Below are 20,126 nucleotides of genomic sequence, written 5' to 3'. Positions count from 1 at the left end.
TCTATCCTTTTATTAATTTATCAATCTCTAAAATAGTATCACAAAGACTTATAAGCTCATTTGGTTTTAACATATTTGGACCATCGCTTAATGCTTTTTTTGGATTTACATGCACTTCAGCAAATAACCCATCAATACCAACAGCACTAGCAGCTCTAGCTAAAAGTGGGGCGAATTTGGAATCTCCACCACTCTTACCATTAGCACCACCTGGCATCTGCACCGCATGAGTAGCATCAAAGATAACTGGTGCAAACTCTCTCATAATAGATAATGATCTCATATCTACAACCAAATTACCATAGCCAAAACTACTTCCTCGTTCTGTTAGATATATACCATGCTTTTTAGATTCATCATAAGTTGCATTCTCTCCACCACGAATCTTTAATGCCTTTAAAACAGAATATTGCATATCTTTTGGATTCATAAATTGACCCTTTTTAATATTAACAATAGCTTTGCTCTTCGCACTCTCTACTATTAAATCTGTCTGCCTACATAGAAACGCAGGAATCTGTAATACATCTACAATCTCTGCTGCCAACCTTGCTTGATATGTCTCATGTATGTCTGTTAGCAGTTTATATCCAAATTTTTGCTTGATTTTTGCTAAAGATTCCAAGCCTTTCTCCAAACCAGGTCCTCGATAAGAATCCAAACTAGTTCTATTTGCCTTATCAAAACTAGATTTGAAATAAAATGTAACTTTTGGATTATTTGCTATATCTTTTAAACTCTCTGCAATTTCTTCTAAAATCTCATCATTCTCTATAACACAAGGTCCAGCAACAATAATCATTTCTCCGCCTTTAATAAATTAAATTCTTGTTTTTTAAAATCATAGCTATACACTTCGCCACTTTCTATAATATAGTGCCAACCATAAATATGCAACGTTCTTGCTAGATATTTTTCCTTTACTTCCGGATATGTAAAGAGATTCCTTATTTGCTTTTCTATATTCATTTGTTCTGTATAAAATGCTCTCAAAGCCTCATTTTCTGGTTTTAAATCAAGCACTTTTATCTTTATATCTTCAATTAATTTTAGCCAATTTTTAACATTTGGCATTGCATTATAATGCTCCTCATCATACAAAGCAGCACAACCTCCACAATGAGAATGACCGCAAATTATTATATTTTCTACATTTAGCTCACATAATGCATACTCAATAGCAGAAGTGGTAGCCAAACTTTCATCTACCTTTCTATATGGAGGCACAATGTTTGCAATATTTCTAACGACAAACAACTCACCCGGCAAAGTATTTGTAATTAAATTTGGCACAACTCTAGAATCCGAACACCCAACAAACAATGTGTGCGGATTTTGCCCCTCTTTTAAATCTCTAAATAATTCTTTATAATGTGAAAAATTTTCTTCTTTAAACTTAATGACACCCTTAAATAAAGTGTCTATTGACGTTTCTTGTTCTTGCATTATTTCTCTTTATGGAGTTACTTTGTTTATAGATTGAGCAGCTGCAGATAAATCCTGTCCTATACTATAAACATACAAATCAACACGTCTATTTTTAGCTCTAAGACTTGGTATATCATTACTTGCAATAGGAGAATACTCTCCTTCTCCACCGCCTGTTATCCTAGAGTTATCAACACCCTCATTTATTATAAGGTCTGCTACATTAACGCCTCTTGCAATTGATAATTCAAAATTATCAGCAAACACAGAATCTCTCATAATAGGAGTATTATCAGTATGTCCTATGCTCTTTATTAGCACTGCATTTGGCATTTTTCTAAACTCTAGTGATAAACGCTTTAAGAAGGCTATCCCACTTGAGTTGCTTAAAATAGCACTTCCATTATCAAATAATAATTCATTTGGGATTCTTATAACTATCCCTTTCTCCGCTTCTTCTAACTCTACGCTTGGACCATTTGAGATTCTATTTACTTCATTATATTCTGTAATTAAAGAAGCAAAGATATTAACCACATTATCCATCTCAACTTCTGTTTCCATAGGAGTAGCTTTTATTGGTTGTGGAGGATTTATTTGGGATTGAGAGCCTTTTTCTAAAATAGACAACGCACCTTCTACCGAACCTATCGCTTGTGCGATTCTCTCTTTATCAAATGAAGCCATAGATAGCAAAAGAATAAAAAATGTAAGAATAAGAGTAACCATATCTCCATAAGTCCCAAGCCATAACGGAACACCTTTGGGACAATCACACGGAGGACATCTTAATTTTTCTTTTGCCACAATTTACCTTTCTTTATTTATGTTTTGTATTATATAAAAAATCACTTATAATTACAAAATCAAACTTAAAAAGAGCGTATTTTGGAAGAGATTATTAACTTTATTGTAGATAGCGTTAGTGCATTTGGATATTTGGGAATCTTTATTATGATGTTGCTTGAAAGTAGCTTTATACCATTCCCAAGCGAAATAGTAATGATACCTGCTGGATACTTAGCACATAAAGGAGAGATGAATTTTTTCATTGCTATTTTATGCGGGATTGCTGGCTCACTAGCTGGTGCATTAATTAATTATTATCTAGCATTATATTTAGGAAGAGAGATTCTTATAAAGTATGGCAAGTATGTATTTTTCAAACCTGAAACAATGAATAAAATGGAACAATTCTTCAATAAACACGGACATATCTCAACTTTTAGTGGAAGATTGATACCTGTAATTAGACAATACATTTCTCTACCTGCTGGAATTGGCAAGATGAATTTATTTTTATTTTGTCTTTACACATCTCTTGGGGCTGGTATTTGGGTTGTTATACTAACTGCACTTGGATACTTTTTAGGACAGAATGAAGGGCTTTTAAGAGAATATCTACACATAATAACACTATCACTAGTTATATTAGTTGCAATTGGCATTTCAATATACATCTACTATCAAAAAAAAGCATAGACAAAATTAGTCTTGCTTTATCTCCTCACTATATTCATCTTTTGCAAATATTATAACAACTGCTTCAATTAAATTTATAGCAATTTGTGCCATAAACGCACTATCGTTCAATATAGAAGTTCCATTAGTTGCACTTATTTTATTTTCTGTTATTAGAGTTTCTACTCTATGAAATGCACTATAATCTTTCTCTTTTAAGAGTTTTTCTGCACCTTTTAGATTCTGCAATATTAAATGAACACTTTCATCTTTCATTAGCTTTAGCTTTTCTATGCTACGCAAGAGTTCCCCCATATCTTTTCTCATTTCATTATATTCATCTGCTAGATATTTGTTTGTTGAATTTGCATAGACTTTCATATTGCCTTGTATTATTTTAAGATTCTTTGTGGCTTCAGTGATATTTCTTGATGCAAGTTTGAAAGAAAAGATTCTATGCACTTTTGCTTCATCATCTGCATATAATTGTGCCTTTGTAGAAAACTCCATAATAGCGTCAAATAAGACCTTTATCTTTTGTCTATATAAATAATCCAAATCAACACTACCGCTAAACCACTTTTTGTTCTCAACTATAAAGTCAAAACTCTCCTTGCTTCTTATATCACTACGATTGAATCCTATTGTATGAGCAATCATTGCATAGGCGTTATTATATAAATGCTCACTCTCCTTTTGCAGTGCTTCAATGGCAGTATCTGGGTATTCTAAAATATTATTATTAAGATATAGTGGTCTATCAGTGTCCCTATTTTTAGGTTCTTTTATCACTCTGTCCAAAAATGCAACAATCTGCCCTACAAACATAGATATCAAAATAACAGCTACAAGGTTGAAGAGAGTATGGAATAATGCAGTCTTTAATGCTATGTTTTCTATCCCTAAAATATCCGCTACAAGATTTACTAAATTAACAAAAAACGGAAACAAAACAATAACAATTAGCGCAATAGTAAAGTTAAAAATACAATTTGCAACTGCAAGTTTCTTGCCATCAAGATTCGTGCTAAGAGATGCTACAACGGCAGTTACTACACCACCTACACTAGTTCCCAATGTTGCAGCAAGTGCATTTTCGTAAGTTATTTGATTACTTATTAATGCTGATATAATAATTGCTATTGTAGCGTGGCTTGACTGCACTATACCCGTAGTTATCGCACCAAGCGCGACAAAGATTAGCACTCCTTTCATGCCTGTAAAGTTAAACTTCGATAAATCCATTATTTCTTTGTAAGATTCAAAGCCACTTTTAATATAATCAACCCCCAAAAAGAAAAATCCAATCCCTATAAATACACTTCCTAAGCCCTTTAGCACTGAATCTTTTTGAAAACCCAATAAAGCACCACTTACAACCAAAGGTATAGCTAGAGTTGATATATTTATCTTTGTAAGCCCTACAATTAACCACGAACCAGCACTATTTCCTAAATTCGCACCAAAGACAATCCCTATACCTTGTGCTAGAGTGATAAGACCAGCACCTAAAAATGATATAGAAATAACAGATACTAAAGTAGAGCTTTGCATAAGAATTGTGGTTATTGTTCCAAACGCTATACTCTTTACCCTAGTATCTGTTGATTTTTTTAAGATTTTTTCTAAAAGACCACCACTAAAAGACTTAAACCCATTGCCTAAATTTGACATTCCAACAAGCAATATAGCAACACCTGCCAATATCATGCCAAGCTCTGGAAAAACAATTAAAAAATAAACAAGAAGTGCAATTAATACTAATAGCAAATATCTTTTATACACAATCTCCCCCAACAACAAAATGCAAGATTATATCCAAAAAATAATCACACAAAAAATTAAAAAATTTTTTAACTATTATTTTTTATACTCATATTATAAAATTGGGTAAGGGGCATAAAATGGATAAAAAAAAGATTCTAATAATAGGTGGTGGATATGGGGGGCTTAAAGTCGCACTAGGACTACAAAGGAAACTAAAAGTAAAGGCTGATATAACGCTAATTAGCAAACACGACTATCACTATCAAACAACCCTACTGCATAAAGTTGCCATAGGCACTCTAAGCGATAGAAAAGCTAGAATCTATTACAGAAAAATCTTGGATAAAAACAAAGTAACATTTATAAAGGACAAAATAAAAGAAATCCTGCCAACAGAAAATGCAGTAATAGGTAATGGCGGAAGATATGAGTATGATTATTTAGTAATTGGTCTAGGATTCAAGCTTGATAGCTTTGGGATAGAAGGCGTATATGAGCATACTTATGTGCTTACTTCACTAAATACCGCACTAAAACTAACCAAAAACATAGAAAATAAATTTAAGGAATTTATCCACACAAAAAATCCAGATGACTTGCATGTAATAGTATGTGGCACTGGATTTACTGGGATAGAATTTGCTGCAGAACTTGCAACTCAACTTGATGAGCTATGTCTAATATGTGGCATTGATAGAAAGATTCCTAAAATAACCTGTATAGGAAGGTCAAAACAAATACTACCAGTCTTTAGCAAATCACTCTCAAATAAAGCAGAATCCAAACTAAAAGCACTAGGGGTAGATATAATATCTAGTGCTGAAGTAAAAGAAATCCAAAAACACAAAGTAATAATAGAAAAAAATGGAAAGCTAGAAGAAATAATCGGCAATACAATTCTATGGAGTGCAGGTGTAAAGGGAAGCGATATAATAGAAAACTCCATAATACCAAACAAAAAAGGCAGAATCCCTGCAAATGAATTCTTACAATGCAAAGAATATGAGAATATCTATGTAGTTGGTGATTGTGCATTAGCAACTAGCAAAGATGTAATACACGCACCAACCGCACAACTATCAGCACAAATGGGAGACTATGTAGCAGAATTATTGTGTGCAAAACTAGAGAACAAACCATTTAACCATGCCTTTAAATTCAACCACAGAGGCACAGTATGCTCCATAGGGCATACTGATGGTGTTGGCGTTGTATATCATAAAAATGTAAGTGGTGAAATAGCTGCATTTATGAAAAATACCATAGAAAATAAATGGCTCTTTAGCATAGGTGGGATAAAAATGGTCGCAAAAAAGGGTCAATTTAGATATAGAAGTAGCAATTAGCTACTTTTTAATGGTTGTCCTAGAATCTTTGATTTACTTTTTTCTAAAAGTGGCAAAAGAGATTTAAAGCTTTGAATCTTGTCTTCTAAAATTTGCACTTCTTTTGCGATTGTGTTTTGTATCTCTAGCGGTGGAAGAGTGATTTTAAGATCCCTAATCCTATCAATAGAGGCTCTTAAAGTACGAGAAAATTCTCTTTTTCTCCTTCTTGCTCTAATGCAAAGCTAACAATCTTAGTATTTAATACCGCTTCATTTACGCTTAAAATTCCACAATGATCTGTGGGGTAGAATTTCTTACCTTTTGGCATAAATCCCACCATAAAATCTCCATCAATCCCCCATAACACACAATCATTGCTATAATCTTGTAAAATTTCTTTATTAATAAATCCAAATGCTTTTTTCACATTTGCACTAAATACTGGGATAGCTCCATTTATATCTAGCTCACTATCTAGCACTCTTTTGCCAATGCTAAGGCTAAAATTTTGTGTATCGTTTAGGCTGTAAGTTTTAAGGCTATTTTGTTCCAAACTTGGTAAGTTATCCATAAAATTATCACTTTTAGGATCTATTCCACACACCCGCAAAATATTCGTAGTGTAGTATTGCAATAAGATTCTATAAGCCTGAAGAAGAGAGATAAGATTTAAGATTTCTTTAATCTCTACCTGTTCTCTCTCTCGTTATCTGCCTCTAAATATTTTTTAAGAATAACTTCTTTTTGAGATTCTAGGCGAGCAAGTTTAGAATCCACAAAAGAAATTTGATTCTCCACTGCTTCAATAGTTTGAACAATTTTTTCTTGCACTTCTAGCGGTGGGAGTGGGATTGTAAGATTTTCATAAAAACTTATAGGAACTCTTTTGTGTCCACTTGCTCCAGTCATAGCAAGAGCTGCTTTTTCTCTTATATTTTGTTGATTTAGATTATAGAATAAGAAACTGCTATCAAGACCTGTTTTTGCTCTAAAAATATGAAATTCTGTGCTACCAAAACCTATATGATTTGTGAGATTTTTTGCAATGGCACATTTGCCATTTTCCATACAAGGCGTAATTTTTGCAATCAAAATATCATTTTCTACAAAATATGTATAACCTTTTCTCACTTCCTTTAATGGCTTATCTACCTTGCTTTCAATATAACCCTTATCTGAAATGCTTGCCATTTCTATAAAAGAAACAAGCATATTTTCATCAAGCTCTGATATTTCTTTTTTACTCGGATTAAGTTCTATGTATTTTTCATTCTTTAAAGAAATTCTCTCCCAGCCATTTTGTGGCGGAGTTGGGAGAGTTTGCAAAAGCTCTTGTATGGTTTTAGAAAAATCTTTAAAGGTGTTAAAATCTTGCTTTTCTTTATTATGAGATTCTTCGGTCGCTTCGCTTCCCTCAGAATGACGAGAAAAGAAAATATTAGAATAACTGACTTGCTCTTCAATCAGCACAAGCAAAAGATTAAAATCAAGTTGAGATTCTAATTTTTGCAAATTTTGCAAAATAGATTCTAAGCCACTTTCTTTTGTGAGAGGATGGAGGGACTTAAATTGCGAAGTCGCTCCCTTCCCCCTCTCAACCTCTCCCCCCACTCCGACGACGCCTTTAGCGGTTTGCACTTCGTGTGATTGATTGATAGAATCTATAATTCCACAATAAAACAAAATCGCTTTAATTAATTTTTGATACTCTTCTATACTTGTCTTGATTGTATGATACTGCTCTTCAATTTTTTCACACTCTGCCACGATTTGCTTTTGAATTTCAAGCGGTGGTTTTGGAATAATCATATTTTGTAAAATTCCTAGATTAATATTTTTTTGTGAAGTAGTGATAGTTTCGTTAAATAATTGAAATTTAAAATAATCAATAGCATACATAAGATACTTATTAATAAACCACTCATTTGGAACAATGGATACTATCGCCTGATTGGTAGTCATGCTTTCACCTAGTATTCCAACCCTTCCAATTGTTGCATAGATTGAAACAACAACAGCACCTTTTTGTATCATTTTTGCATTAGAATCTTTAAAGCCTTGCTGAGTGATTTTTTCTTTAGTATCTGTAATAACTTGATGATTAGAATAATCACCAATTGTTAGCCACTTAATTTCCCCATTCCAATAACTTGAATTTTTTCTTGAAGGAGTTCCACCCATAAAAAAATCCCCACAAGTCTCTAATTTAACTAATGGATATTTAGATTTTATTTCTCGTCGCTGTGTTTTTGGATTTAAACTAATTGCCTTATTAAATTCCACCTTTTCAAAGTCTATCATATCAATAAGCTTTGCTTTTGTGGCATAAGCTCTTAGCTCTTCTGGGATAAAATTAAGCGTATTTAAAAAAGATTTGTAGATTAACGCATTAAGTTTGGTCTCATTTTTTGGATTATCCCTTTCAAAAAGTGGGCTAAGGTAGGGGCTATATAACTCTTTTAGTCCTTCATCGCCTTTGCGATTACTCCATTCATATCCTAAAAATTTCTTTTGCTCTTTTATATCACTTGGAGCTTTGATGATTAGCACTTCTTGATTAAGACTTAGGGAAAAATATAGCAATTTGTCTTTTTCTATATTTAAAGCATAGTCTAAAAATGCTTTATTTTCTAACAAATCTTTATCCTTGGAATCCTTATAAGCTCTAGATTCTTTTAGTTTTTTATAATCACTTGTTTGTTTAAAAGCATTGTAATAATCTTTAAAAATATCTAAATTGAAAAGATTAGAATCTAAATTACCATTTAAAAAACTCTCATAAAGTTCTTTATCAAATCCTCTAAAATCACAATATGCGCTTAAATAATTTTGATAAAAGTGCTCATTGTCTTTTAGATTTTCACCCTCTATACGTTCTTTAATCAAGCTATAATCTTGCGAGATAAAACTATTTTCTTGTCTAAAAGTCTCTTTTTTGCGTAAAAATAAAATAATCGTATTTGTGCCTGTCGCACCAAATGTTTGGCTTCCTAGCTCGACAATAGAAATAAAATCAAAGTTTTGAAAAAGAATCTCTCTCGTGGCTTTGTAAATAGAGTCTTTATTTAAAATAGAGCTTGGTAAAATAATCGCAGCTTTGGCGTTATCCTTTAAAATTTGATTTGCTCTTTCCACAAAAAAGCATTCAATAGCATTATTTGATTCTATATTTATATCATTACTAAAAAGACTATAAGTCTTTTTAGACTTAGCACTTAGAGTTTCTAAAAAACCTTTGACGCTATAAGGTGGATTAGCAATCAGCAAATCAAAGCTGCGAGATTCAACTTGTGGCTTTGGCTTTTCTCCTTCAAAGTTTTTGGTATTTGCCAGCTCAAAGGAAGAGAGTGCATCTGCATATAAAATATTAATTTCATTTTGTCCATACATAGCACTTGAAACTTTTGATACTTTAGAAAGTCGATATTCTTTTTCAATTCCATAAATATTCTTGTAATATTCTTTTAAATTTTCTTCTTTCACATAGCGTTTAAGCTCATTTGCATAAGTATTTAGAAAATGTCCTGCACCACACGCATAGTCAATAACTTTTAGAGGCTTAGTGCTTTCTTTTAACATAGAATCTAGTGGCAAAGAATACATAATAAATTCACAAATTTGTATCGGGGTAAAAAACTGCCCTTCATCTTGCTTCATACCTTTTTGTAAAAACAATTCAAAAAGATTGCCTAAAAATTGGTTAGTAGAATTTTGTGTGAGTTTATAAGGGGCAAAAAGCTCTATAATTTCTACCAATACAAGTGCATTTTTTAAAAACAATTCTTTATTATGCACTTCTAAAAAAGCAAAATCGTTATTTGAGTAGAATTTTAGCTCTTTGATGTAATTTTGCATTGCTTCTTTTAGGGCTTTTATTTTTAGCTTTTTAAAATCTTTTTCTATATCATCATTAGAAACAAAAGTAATTTTTTCGCCTAAAAACTCACTCATAGCCTCCTTATAAAGTAACATCAATCTATCTTGCATACTTGCATAAGTATCTGCCATAACTCCACGATAACCAAACTTTAGATTATCTTTATTAAAAGTTTCATCATAAATTTTGCAAAGAAAGATATTTATAAGCTTATCAAAGGCATTTTCTTTACCTGAAATATTGTGCTTGCGTAAAATCTTGGCAAATTCGTGATATTTTCCCTCTTCTTTAAGCTCTTTGAGATTTTCAAAAGTTGGCGTTGTTTCTAAGATTTTATAGGCATTGATATTGCTTTCAAAAATACCTTGCTTTTCGTGGTAAAAGTCATAACTTTCTTTCCAAGTTGTAAAAAGCTCGATGTTATTTGTAGCCTTTGTATAAGACTTATTCTCTATATCTTTTTCTTTTAAATATTCTTCATTATCAAAAGTTTGTATGATATAGCTTGTATATGTAAGGTGTGAGTTAAAATCACTCGTATAAAGACAAAGATATTTTACACTTCTTTCTTGTTGCAGATAAGAAAAAAGTTGTCCGCCATCTTCTTGCATTCTAGTCCATTCTTTGACAAATTCACTATTTTTAGAATCTGTAGTTTTGCACTCAATAATTAAGTAAGGATTATTTTCATTATCTCGCACCAAAATATCAGCCTTGCCACCTTTTTTATCTCTGCCAAGATTCCATTTTGGCTCTAGCTCTAAATGCTCTGCCTTATAGCCTTTTTCCAAAAGTCTATGCACACATTCAAAGACAACAAAATTTTCAGGGTGAGAGAAGTTAGAAGTAGTTGTATCGTGGATTGTAACCCATTTAGGATAGTGAAGAGTTTTGGCTTTAAAATTAATCTTTAGCGTGTATTCATTTATAGTCTTACTATAAATTTCTTCTTTATTTTCAAACCCTAAAGATTCTAAAACTTCTTTTAAATTCTCTTTTGTGATCATTGTGTGCCTAGTTGTAAAATGTGAGGTATGATTATATATAAATTTGGTTAAGAAGTTAAAAGTAAAAATATATATGCAGGTGGATTACTCCACTTCTGCATCAATTATATCATCATCTTTTTTGTTATTTTGAGCATTTGCACCGCCATTTGCTGCTCCTTGCTCATTATTTTTATACATTGCTTCTGCTAGTTTATGACTTGCTTCTGTTAGCTCTTTTACTTTTGCTTCAATTTCTTCTTTGGAAGCATTTTCATTTTTTAGAGTTTCTTGTAATGCGTTAATTGCATTTTGAATCTTTTCTGCTTCAGCAGAATCAATCTTATCTTTCATCTCATCTAGGCTCTTTTGACTTTGATACACTAGACTATCTGCTTGATTTCTAATTTCTATTATTTCTTTCTTCTTTCTATCTTCTTCTTTGTGCAAATCAGCGTCTTTTACCATTTTTTCAATCTCTGAATCTGATAGTCCGCTTGAACCTGTAATTTTTATTTCTTGAGCTTTACCTGTTGCCTTATCTTTTGCACTAACGGTTAAAATACCATTAGCGTCAATATCAAATGTAACTTCAATTTGTGGCACACCTCTTGGAGCTGCTGGGATTCCACTTAGCTCAAAATTACCTAGCACTTTATTATCTCTTGCAAGTTCCCTTTCTCCTTGAAGTACTTGAATCGTAACTGCTGGTTGATTATCTTCTGCAGTTGAGAATACTTGGTTTTTCTTAACTGGAATTGTAGTGCCCCTCTCAATAATCTTAGTCATTACACCACCTAAAGTTTCAATTCCTAAAGATAACGGAGTAACATCAAGTAAAAGTACATCTTTTACATCACCTTTTAATACACCACCTTGTATAGCAGCACCGATTGCTACAACTTCATCTGGATTAACTGATTTGTTAAGCTCTTTGCCAATAAAGTCTTTTACTCTATCTTGCACTTTTGGAATTCTAGTAGAACCACCCACCATAACAACTTCTGCAATATCACTCTTGCTTAAATCTGCATCTTTAATAACACTATCAATCTTGTCAATGGTTTGATCAATATACTTTTCAATTAATCCTTCAAATTTTGCTCTGCTAATTTTCTCTACTAAGTGTTTTGGGCCACTTGCATCTGCTGTGATAAATGGTAGATTTACTTCAGTCTCTGCAGCACTACTTAACTCTTTTTTAGCGTTTTCTGCTGCTTCTTTTAGTCTTTGAAGTGCCATAACATCATTTTTTAGATTGATACCATTTGAATCCTCAAAAGATTTTGCAAGATAATCAATAATTGCATTATCAAAATCATCTCCACCCAAGAACGCATCTCCACCAGTGGCTAAAACTTCTACAACATTATCACCAGTCTCTAGCACAGTAACATCAAATGTCCCACCACCAAGGTCATAAACAACTATCTTTTCTGCTTGCTTTTTATCTAGTCCATAAGCTAGAGCTGCACTTGTAGGCTCATTAATGATTCTTAATACATTAAGTCCGGCGATAGTTCCTGCTTCTTTTGTAGCCTTTCTTTGTGCGTCGTTAAAATACGCTGGAACAGTGATAACTGCTTCTGTTACCTCTTCTCCAAGATAGCTTTCTGCATCTTCTTTTAGTTTCATTAGAATCTTTGCTGAAATTTCTTGTGGGGTATAAACCTTCCCTGCAATCTCAATCGCACAAGCACCATTTCTATCTACAATCTTATAAGGAAGTCTTTTTTTAGCTTCTTCTGCCTTTTCTTCATTACTCATTAAACCCATGATTCTCTTTATAGAATAAATTGTCTTTTCTGGATTTGTAATTGCCTGTCTTTTAGCTGGATCACCTACTAAAATCTCACCTTTATCTGTAAAAGCAACTACTGATGGAGTAGTATTTTTACCTTCTTTGTTTGCAATAATTTTTCCTTCATTTCCTTCAAATACAGCCATTGCTGAATTTGTTGTTCCTAAGTCGATTCCTAATACTTTTGCCATAATTTATCCTTTCTTTTAGTTTAATTTTTTGCAATGCTAACCATTGATGGTCGCAAAACTCTCTCTTTATATTTATAACCCTTTTGCAACTCTGCTACAATTTGCCCATCTTCATGCGCTTCGCTTGGCACTTGCATGATTGCATCATGAAAGTTTGGATCAAACTCACCTTGAGTATCAATAGGCTCAATACCATGCTTTACTAGAATCTTTAATAAGTTATCAAGCGTTAAAGACACGCCTTCTCCTATCTTTTTTACCACTTCATCATCATTATTTGAATCTTCTACACTCTTTAATGCACTCTCCAAAGTATCAATAACGGGCAATAAATCTCTTGCAAATCTCTCATAAGCATACTCTAAGCTTTGGTCTTTTTCTCTTAGCATTCTTTTTTTGGTATTTTCAAAATCAGCATAAACGCGCAAATACTGATCTTGCAATTCTTTAACTTTAGCCTGTAAAGATTCTATGGTTTCTTCTGTTTCTTCACTAGAAGTCTCATTATTTGCTTCATCAGTTTTAAGTTCTTGCACTTCCTTGTTTTCGGAATGTTCTTCATTAAGTTCTTGCATTCTATTCCACTCCTTAATATTGGTATGAAACTTAAATTACAAAGCAAATTATATAACTTTAGTCTACTATTGTCAAGTTAAATTAATAAAATAAACTAAACTTTTCTAAAAATAAATATTCAACTAATGAATCAATCGATGTGTAACTATTAGTTTTAAGCTAGAATCTGATAACTTTGCAATAATAAATGAAGATTCGGAATAATTTATGAAAAAAACATTACTAATGCTAATGCTAGTAAGCTTCGTTATCTCAAAAGAATACGAAGTAGAAAATGGCAAAACTCTAATCCTAACTACAAAAGACACAAAAGCAGAAAACATAAAAATAAACAATAGAACATACAAATGGCTACAACATCCAAAAAATAGCAATGAAAAGATTCTAATAATCACAATACCATATAGGACAAAACCAGAAATATCCAATAATGGAGATATAAGCATAAAGGTAATAGAGGGAAATTACAAAAAAGAACAAATAGTAGTCGCACAAAGTAAAGCAAAACCAAATAAGGAAAATCAACAAAGAATAAAAAAAGAAAGAGATGAAGCAAATAAAATTTATGCAACTTATACTAATTCTAGATTTTGGGATTCACCATTTATAAACCCAATGGAGAGCGTGATTACAAGTCCATATGGGAGTGCTAGAATCTTTAATGGTGAGGTAAATAGCTATCATAGTGGGACTGACTTTAGGGCAAAAATTGGCACACCAATATATGCAGCAAATAGTGGCAAAGTTGTGATTGCAAAAGACAGATTCTTGGCAGGAAAATCAGTCGTAATTGATCATGGAGAAGGAATTTTTAGCATGTATTATCATTGCAGTGAAATCAAAGTAAAACTAGGAGATATTGTAAATAAAGGCGATTTAATAGCACTTAGTGGAAACAGTGGAAGAGTCAGCGGACCTCATTTGCACTTTGGGATTCTAGCTAGAGGAGCACAAGTTGATCCAATAGATTTTATACAAAAGATAAATACACTATTTATGGACAAATAATGGCGAAAGACAATTTAGAAAAAATAAAAACTGTATCTTTATCAATGTTCAGAAAAGGCTTTTTAGGAATCTTTCATGGCTCAATATCCACAAAGTTAGAAGAAGGTCATTTTCTAATAAACAAAAAAGAAGCAATATTTGACAATCTAACAGATGATTCTTTTATAACTCTATATCACAAAAAGGATTATAGATGGAATGAAGCCAGTATAGATGCACAGATTCATTCTCTCCTATACCAAAATCTACCAAATGCAAAATATATAGCTTACACAACACCGCCATTTACCACCTCATATACATTGAGCCATGACAAGATTCTGCCAAAGGATTATTTTGGCTATAAACTACTAGGAAGCCTTAATGTATATGACCCAAAAGATTATGATACATGGTATGAGAGAGCTGATGTAGAGATAAACAGATACTTCAAAGAGCACAGCGGAAAAATAATGGTAATAAAGGGTTATGGTGTATATGTATATCATAGGGATTTACGGATACTATCAAAACTAGTTGCCATATTAGAAAATAGCTGCAAGATACTCCACTTCAATAGCCTCCTAGAAGGGAGTATGCAAAATCAAGATTTGTTTGATTTATAGTTTAGAGCCATTTTTTCTTTTTGAAATACAAAATAGGCAAAATAGTAGAAACAATCATAGTGCACAACACAACAGGATAAGAATAAGCCCACTCTAACTCTGGCATATGTTTAAAGTTCATACCATATATAGTAGCTATAAGTGTTGGTGGCATCATAGCTACAGTAACAACGGTGAAAATTTTAATAATTTTATTTTGTTCTATATTTATATGACTTGCAAATAATGTTTGTATATTATCAAGGATATTCATATTTACATTTGCAAACTCTACAAGAGAGTTTATATCTTTTAGTACGATTCCTAATGACTTTTTAGAATCACTATCTACCTTATCGGTTCTCAAAAGTGCTGTAATAGCCAATCTTTTATCAAACAAACTATCTCTCAAACTCAAGTGCATTTCCTCCAAAAGAGATAATGTGCTAAGTATCTCATCGCTTAATTCTTTATCAAACAATGACCTTCTTAGCATTCTAGTTTGTTTAGCTATACTCTCTAGCATATCAGCGTCTTTCTCAACCCTTAGCTCAAAAATATTTGTAATCAAGTCAAATCCATCTTCAAAATATTTCGGACTTGCAAGAACCCTTTGTTGAATCTCATCAAATATCCTAAACTCACTATATCTGAGAGTAAATAAGATACCATGTGTTAGAAGAAATGTGATTGTTTCATTATGAAAGACATTTTCTTCATTTGGTTTTGTTAGAAAGTAAGTATTAATAGTAATAGTATCGCTATCTTCCCAATATCTAGCAGATTCTTCTATCTCTTCTCTTTCTTCTTTGGTTGGCATCTCAAGCATATATGTCTTAGAAATATACGCTATCTCTTCTGTAGTCGGATGCAAAAGATCAATCCACAAAATATCATCACTAGAATTAATAGCACTAACAGAAGCTATGCTCTCTCTAACAACAAGTCCATTACGCTTTATAAAAAGATTCAGCATAAAAAGCCTCTATTCTCTAGTATCTAACACCTCAAATGCAGGTAACACAACACCTTCTAATAGCTCCAAAGATGCTCCACCACCTGTTGAAGTAAAGCTCATACTATCTTTATCTCCTGCTCTATTTACCGCATCTGCAGTATCTCCACCACCTATTACACTATATGCGTATGTATCTGCTATTGTATGAGATATGCTAAATGTCCCACGCGAGAACTTTTGATCTTCATACATACCTAATGGACCATTCCAAATAATAGTCTCACAATCTCTAATAACCTCATTAAACAACCTAACAGTTGCAGGTCCTATATCTACTGCCATATGCTCATCAGGAACATCTTGTGCAGGGACAATTTTGATATCTTTTTTGTCTTTTGTTGTAGTTACAACATCTACAGGCAAATATATCTTTACATGCTTTTCTTTTGCAATTCTTAGAATGTTTTTTGCCTCTTCTAGTAAATTATCCTCAACTAATGAATCTTTCATGTCATAACCTACTGCTTTTAAAAATGTATTACTCATAGCACCGCCGATTACTATTTTATCTACCACATCAAGTATTGAAGTAAGAAGCGTTAATTTAGAAGACACTTTAGAACCACCAACAATTAATAGCAAAGGTCTAATAGGATTCGATAAAGCAACTGCAAAAGAATCTATTTCTTTTTTTAACAATAATCCAGCAACTTTTACATTAGCATATTTTGCCACTCCATATGTGGAAGAGTGCTTTCTATGAGAAGTTCCAAACGCATCATTTACATACACATCGCATAAACTTGCTAATTTTTTAGATAGATTATCATCATTTTTTTCTTCACCTTCATAGAATCTAATATTCTCAAGCAAAATAATACTGCCATCAACAAGAGTATTTAGCGTTACTTGAGCATTGTCCAAATCAGCAAAAACAACATTTTTATTCAATAATCTCTCTAATCTTTTTAATATTACTTTTAAAGAGAACTCGTCACTCTTGCCCTTTGGTCGCCCAAGATGACTTACAAGAATAATAGACTTTGCTCCAGCATCGATACAATAATTAATAGTAGGTATTGCTTCTCGTATTCTTGTATCATCGCTGATATTTAGCTCATCATCTAAAGGCACATTAAAATCAACTCTAATTAACACCCTTTTATCTTTGATTTCTACTTCTCTTACACTTTTTACATTTTGCATTTTTTGAATATTCTTACTCATTCATTCCACCCATTTTGTTTTGATTTATAATAACGAAAAACGCCTTAAGCAACAAAATCAATCAAGCATAAATTCAGTGCCAATTCCACCACTAGTTAGAAGTTCTAATAATATTGAGTGTGGGATTCTGCCATCTATTATGTGTGCTTTTTCAACTCCACCCTTTACACAAGCAAGACAAGATTCAACTTTAGGTATCATACCTCCACTAATAGTGCCATTTTCTACTAATTTCATAGTTGTTGAGGCATTAAGAGATTCATATATTTTTCCATCTTTATTAAGCACTCCACTTGTATCTGTTAGAAAAATAGCTCTCTTAGCTTTAATAGCAACTGCAATAGCACTAGCTGCACTATCTGCATTTATATTAAATCCCGGATGTCCAGATTCATTACCACATGCAATTGGAGCGATAACTGGTATTAAATCTTCTGATAATAACTTATCTATCACCTCTCCTTTGGTCTCAACTATCTCTCCAGTGTAACCATATTTCCCATTATCCTTTGGAACAGCAGAAAATAGCGACGAATCTTTACCGCTAATACCTATTGCATTTACTCCATGGAAGTTCAAAAATGCAGTAATCTCCTTGTTTATCTCCCCGCTTAGAACCATTTCTACTATTTTTAGTGCATCTATGCTTGTCTTTCTAATCCCATTTACAAATTCGCTTGTTATATTTAATAAGTCTAAAAGCTCATTTATCCTCTTCCCTCCGCCATGCACTATCACAGGCTTAATACCAAGCATATATAGCATTACAATATCAAGTGCGAACTGCTCTTTTAACTCTGGATTTATCTGTGCTGCACCGCCATATTTTATAACTATCTTAGAACCACGAAAAAGCTTTATATATGTAAGTGCGCCTAGCAGGATTGAAACTACTTTTTTGTGATTATTCATTTTAAACTCTTTTTGTTGTAGAATGTATAAATTATATCTAAAGGATTGTTTATGCAACATAAAATCGTATTCCTCGATGCAAAAAGCCTAGGAAATAACAATCTTGGGCAATATCTAAGTGAATTTGGAGAATATACAGAATATGAAATAACATCTCAAAATGAGACACTACAAAGATGCAATGATGCAACAATAATTATCACAAATAAAGTCATATTAGATAGCAACATTTTAGAATCTCTAAAAGATTCTTTAAAATTAATCTGCATAACAGCAACAGGGACAAATAATGTAGATTTACAAACAGCACAAAAACTAGGAATCGAGGTTAAAAATGTAGTTGGATACTCCACTAAAAGTGTAGCACAACACACTCTTATGATGGCTTTAGCTTTAAGTGCAAAGATTCCTTATTATGATGATTATTGCAAAAGTAAAAAATACGCACAAAACCCACTTTTTACAAACCTTGATGAAAAATTAGAATTAATAAATGGTAAAAACTGGGGAATCATAGGCTTAGGGACAATAGGCTTAGAAGTAGCAAGATTAGCAAATGCATTTGGTGCATATATAAGCTACTATTCAACAAGTGGAAATAACAACAATCCTGACTTTCAACAAAAAGACCTAGATACTTTATTAAAAGAAAGCTCGATAATTTCAATACATGCTCCATTAAACGAAAAAACAAAAAATCTACTAAATAAAGATAATTTAGATCTAATACATGAAGGTGCAATTCTAATAAATGTCGGTAGAGGCGGGATTATAAATGAAAATGACCTAGCAGAAACACTAAAGGTTAAGAAATTTTACGCAGGTTTAGATGTATTTGAAAATGAGCCACCAAAGGAAGATAATCCACTTTTCTCTAAAGAAATAGCAAACCAACTCCTACTAACTCCACATAATGCATGGGGATATGAAAACAGCAAGAAAAAGCTAATTAAAGGAATATTGGACAATATAAAGGAATTTTTGAGGCTAGATTAGCCCCATTTTCTCCTTTGCTTCTTTATAGGTTTTTTCTGCAATTTCTCTAGCCTTGTTTGCACCGCTTTTTAGTATAGATTCTAAATGCGATTTATCATCTATAAGTTTGAGATAAGATTCTCTAATTGGTTTTAACTTCTCTATAATCAAATCTGCTAATGCAACTTTAAACTCCCCATAGCCCTTATTTGCAAATTCTGATTCTATATTTTCTTTACTATCTCCACTTAGGCATTGATATATAGTAAGCAGATTATAAATTCCTGCTCTATCTTTATCAAAGAGTATTTTATTTTCAGAATCTGTAGTTGCTTTTTTGCATTTTTTTAAAATCACCTCTGGCGTGTCAAGCAAGGCTATTAAGTGATTTGGCTTATCAACTCCACTTGATTTGCTCATTTTCTTTGTTGGATCATCTAGTCCCATTATTCTTGCACCTTCTTTTTGTATTAGTGGTTCTGGCACAATAAATGTCTCTCCAAAGTCCCTATTAAACCTAATTGCAGTATCTCTTGCTAATTCTATATGTTGCTTTTGATCCTCACCAACTGGAACATAATGACTTTTATAAAGCAAAATATCAGCACTCATCAAATTTGGATAATTAAAAAGTCCTGCTAGTATATTTTTAGGATTTTTTTGACTTTTATCTTTAAATTGCGTCATACGATTTAAATCCCCCATAGGAGTAATGCAAGTAAGCAACCAACCAAGAGAAGTGTGTTCTTGCACCTCTGATTGTATAAATAAAGTAGAATCTTTTAAGCCACAAGCTAGAAGCATAGCACATAATTCGTAAGTTTTTTCTCTTAATACTTTCGGGTCTTGTGGAATTGTTATAGCATGAGAATTAACAACACAAAAAACATTATCATATTCCTTTTCTCTATCAACCCAATTTTTAACCGCTCCTAGATAATTCCCCAAGTGTATATCTCCAGTGGGCTGAATCCCAGAGAAAACTCGTTTTAATTGCATATCTTTCCTTTTGTTTATTTTATATTTTGTATATAATGAATTATAACA

At 32.4% G+C, this 20,126-nt stretch carries 17 protein-coding genes; 5 read left to right on the top strand and 12 right to left on the bottom strand.

Annotated elements, in window-relative coordinates; all coding sequences use genetic code 11:
- Nucleotide 1: 1 nt before the first annotated feature.
- From kdsA to PF022_RS02840, 3 genes are read right to left on the bottom strand one after another with little or no spacing between them, the layout of a single operon-like run.
- Nucleotides 2-802, bottom strand: a complete 801-nt coding sequence (gene kdsA, locus PF022_RS02850) for a 3-deoxy-8-phosphooctulonate synthase (RefSeq protein WP_271020413.1) — start codon at nt 800-802, stop codon at nt 2-4.
- The gene (locus PF022_RS02845) at nt 799-1,425 is read right to left on the bottom strand and encodes a carbonic anhydrase (RefSeq protein WP_271020985.1); all 627 of its coding nucleotides are present in this window, start codon (nt 1,423-1,425) and stop codon (nt 799-801) included. Before PF022_RS02845 ends, kdsA begins: the two co-directional genes overlap by 4 nt.
- A 30-nt stretch (nt 1,426-1,455) precedes the next feature.
- Nucleotides 1,456-2,235 (bottom strand): OmpA/MotB family protein, encoded by a 780-nt coding sequence (locus tag PF022_RS02840; protein WP_271020411.1) that lies wholly within the window; start codon nt 2,233-2,235, stop codon nt 1,456-1,458.
- A gap of 81 nt (nt 2,236-2,316) precedes the next feature.
- On the opposite strand from PF022_RS02840, the gene PF022_RS02835 reads away from it, so the two are divergent.
- On the top strand, nt 2,317-2,910 hold the full coding sequence (locus PF022_RS02835) for a DedA family protein (protein ID WP_271022725.1): 594 nt from the start codon (nt 2,317-2,319) through the stop codon (nt 2,908-2,910).
- Nucleotides 2,911-2,916: 6 nt separating this feature from the next.
- On the opposite strand, the gene PF022_RS02830 is transcribed toward PF022_RS02835, so the two are convergent.
- Nucleotides 2,917-4,599: a Na/Pi cotransporter family protein gene (locus PF022_RS02830; RefSeq protein ID WP_271022807.1), complete on the bottom strand. Its 1,683-nt coding sequence runs from the start codon at nt 4,597-4,599 to the stop codon at nt 2,917-2,919.
- Nucleotides 4,600-4,793: 194 nt separating this feature from the next.
- On the opposite strand from PF022_RS02830, the gene PF022_RS02825 reads away from it, so the two are divergent.
- Complete coding sequence (locus PF022_RS02825; RefSeq protein WP_271022723.1) at nt 4,794-6,002, top strand: NAD(P)/FAD-dependent oxidoreductase; 1,209 nt, start codon at nt 4,794-4,796, stop codon at nt 6,000-6,002.
- Between the two features lie 175 nt (nt 6,003-6,177).
- Here PF022_RS02825 and PF022_RS02820 read toward each other — a convergent pair whose 3' ends face one another.
- The 4 genes from PF022_RS02820 to grpE all read right to left on the bottom strand — a co-directional run bounded on the left by PF022_RS02820 (nt 6,178) and on the right by grpE (nt 13,432).
- A complete protein-coding gene (locus PF022_RS02820) occupies nt 6,178-6,555 on the bottom strand; it encodes a hypothetical protein (RefSeq protein ID WP_271022722.1) in 378 nt (125 codons plus the stop codon).
- Nucleotides 6,556-6,671: 116 nt separating this feature from the next.
- On the bottom strand, nt 6,672-10,868 hold the full coding sequence (locus PF022_RS02815; RefSeq protein WP_271022720.1) for a restriction endonuclease subunit S: 4,197 nt from the start codon (nt 10,866-10,868) through the stop codon (nt 6,672-6,674).
- Nucleotides 10,869-10,952: 84 nt separating this feature from the next.
- Nucleotides 10,953-12,839 carry a molecular chaperone DnaK gene (gene dnaK / locus PF022_RS02810; protein WP_271020404.1) on the bottom strand — a complete coding sequence of 629 codons (1,887 nt, stop codon included), beginning with the start codon at nt 12,837-12,839 and terminating at the stop codon, nt 10,953-10,955.
- 20 nt (nt 12,840-12,859) lie between these two features.
- The gene (gene grpE / locus PF022_RS02805; protein ID WP_271020983.1) at nt 12,860-13,432 is read right to left on the bottom strand and encodes a nucleotide exchange factor GrpE; all 573 of its coding nucleotides are present in this window, start codon (nt 13,430-13,432) and stop codon (nt 12,860-12,862) included.
- 190 nt (nt 13,433-13,622) lie between these two features.
- Between grpE and PF022_RS02800 the strand changes: the two genes are divergently transcribed.
- Together PF022_RS02800 and PF022_RS02795 are read left to right on the top strand one after the other, a co-directional pair.
- Complete coding sequence (locus tag PF022_RS02800; protein WP_271022718.1) at nt 13,623-14,423, top strand: M23 family metallopeptidase; 801 nt, start codon at nt 13,623-13,625, stop codon at nt 14,421-14,423.
- Nucleotides 14,423-15,028 (top strand): class II aldolase and adducin N-terminal domain-containing protein, encoded by a 606-nt coding sequence (locus PF022_RS02795; protein WP_271020401.1) that lies wholly within the window; start codon nt 14,423-14,425, stop codon nt 15,026-15,028. Before PF022_RS02800 ends, PF022_RS02795 begins: the two co-directional genes overlap by 1 nt.
- Before the next feature lies 1 nt (nt 15,029).
- On the opposite strand, the gene corA is transcribed toward PF022_RS02795, so the two are convergent.
- The 3 genes from corA to argB are packed head-to-tail and all read right to left on the bottom strand — an operon-like array spanning nt 15,030 to nt 18,104.
- On the bottom strand, nt 15,030-15,983 hold the full coding sequence (corA, locus tag PF022_RS02790; RefSeq protein ID WP_271020399.1) for a magnesium/cobalt transporter CorA: 954 nt from the start codon (nt 15,981-15,983) through the stop codon (nt 15,030-15,032).
- Nucleotides 15,984-15,992: 9 nt separating this feature from the next.
- Nucleotides 15,993-17,192 carry a phosphoglycerate kinase gene (locus PF022_RS02785; RefSeq protein ID WP_271022717.1) on the bottom strand — a complete coding sequence of 400 codons (1,200 nt, stop codon included), beginning with the start codon at nt 17,190-17,192 and terminating at the stop codon, nt 15,993-15,995.
- A 57-nt stretch (nt 17,193-17,249) separates the two neighbouring features.
- On the bottom strand, nt 17,250-18,104 hold the full coding sequence (gene argB, locus PF022_RS02780) for an acetylglutamate kinase (RefSeq protein ID WP_271020395.1): 855 nt from the start codon (nt 18,102-18,104) through the stop codon (nt 17,250-17,252).
- Between the two features lie 51 nt (nt 18,105-18,155).
- Here argB and PF022_RS02775 point away from each other — a divergent pair, with 51 nt between their 5' ends.
- Entirely contained in the window at nt 18,156-19,100 is a 945-nt protein-coding gene (locus tag PF022_RS02775; protein WP_271022714.1) for a D-2-hydroxyacid dehydrogenase, read from the top strand.
- Here PF022_RS02775 and trpS read toward each other — a convergent pair.
- Nucleotides 19,092-20,078 (bottom strand): tryptophan--tRNA ligase, encoded by a 987-nt coding sequence (trpS, locus tag PF022_RS02770; protein ID WP_271020391.1) that lies wholly within the window; start codon nt 20,076-20,078, stop codon nt 19,092-19,094. The genes PF022_RS02775 and trpS overlap by 9 nt on opposite strands.
- Between the last annotated feature and the right edge of the window lie 48 nt (nt 20,079-20,126).

The organism is Helicobacter sp. WB40 (assembly GCF_027859275.1).
Classification (GTDB): Bacteria; Campylobacterota; Campylobacteria; order Campylobacterales; family Helicobacteraceae; genus Helicobacter_D; species Helicobacter_D ibis.
Note: the sequence above shows the minus strand (reverse complement) of the source record. Positions and strands in the feature narration are given on the sequence as shown.

What these genes read in the sequence shown, in the direction of transcription:
- kdsA (WP_271020413.1), bottom strand. Translation starts at nt 802, where the DNA reads ATGATTATTGTTGCTGGACCTTGTGTTATAGAGAATGATGAGATTTTA.
- PF022_RS02830 (WP_271022807.1), bottom strand. Translation starts at nt 4,599, where the DNA reads ATGATATTGGCAGGTGTTGCTATATTGCTTGTTGGAATGTCAAATTTA.
- PF022_RS02825 (WP_271022723.1), top strand. Translation starts at nt 4,794, where the DNA reads ATGGATAAAAAAAAGATTCTAATAATAGGTGGTGGATATGGGGGGCTT.
- PF022_RS02820 (WP_271022722.1), bottom strand. Translation starts at nt 6,555, where the DNA reads ATGGATAACTTACCAAGTTTGGAACAAAATAGCCTTAAAACTTACAGC.
- PF022_RS02815 (WP_271022720.1), bottom strand. Translation starts at nt 10,868, where the DNA reads ATGATCACAAAAGAGAATTTAAAAGAAGTTTTAGAATCTTTAGGGTTT.
- dnaK (WP_271020404.1), bottom strand. Translation starts at nt 12,839, where the DNA reads ATGGCAAAAGTATTAGGAATCGACTTAGGAACAACAAATTCAGCAATG.
- PF022_RS02800 (WP_271022718.1), top strand. Translation starts at nt 13,623, where the DNA reads ATGAAAAAAACATTACTAATGCTAATGCTAGTAAGCTTCGTTATCTCA.
- PF022_RS02795 (WP_271020401.1), top strand. Translation starts at nt 14,423, where the DNA reads ATGGCGAAAGACAATTTAGAAAAAATAAAAACTGTATCTTTATCAATG.
- corA (WP_271020399.1), bottom strand. Translation starts at nt 15,983, where the DNA reads ATGCTGAATCTTTTTATAAAGCGTAATGGACTTGTTGTTAGAGAGAGC.
- PF022_RS02785 (WP_271022717.1), bottom strand. Translation starts at nt 17,192, where the DNA reads ATGAGTAAGAATATTCAAAAAATGCAAAATGTAAAAAGTGTAAGAGAA.
- argB (WP_271020395.1), bottom strand. Translation starts at nt 18,104, where the DNA reads ATGAATAATCACAAAAAAGTAGTTTCAATCCTGCTAGGCGCACTTACA.
- PF022_RS02775 (WP_271022714.1), top strand. Translation starts at nt 18,156, where the DNA reads ATGCAACATAAAATCGTATTCCTCGATGCAAAAAGCCTAGGAAATAAC.
- trpS (WP_271020391.1), bottom strand. Translation starts at nt 20,078, where the DNA reads ATGCAATTAAAACGAGTTTTCTCTGGGATTCAGCCCACTGGAGATATA.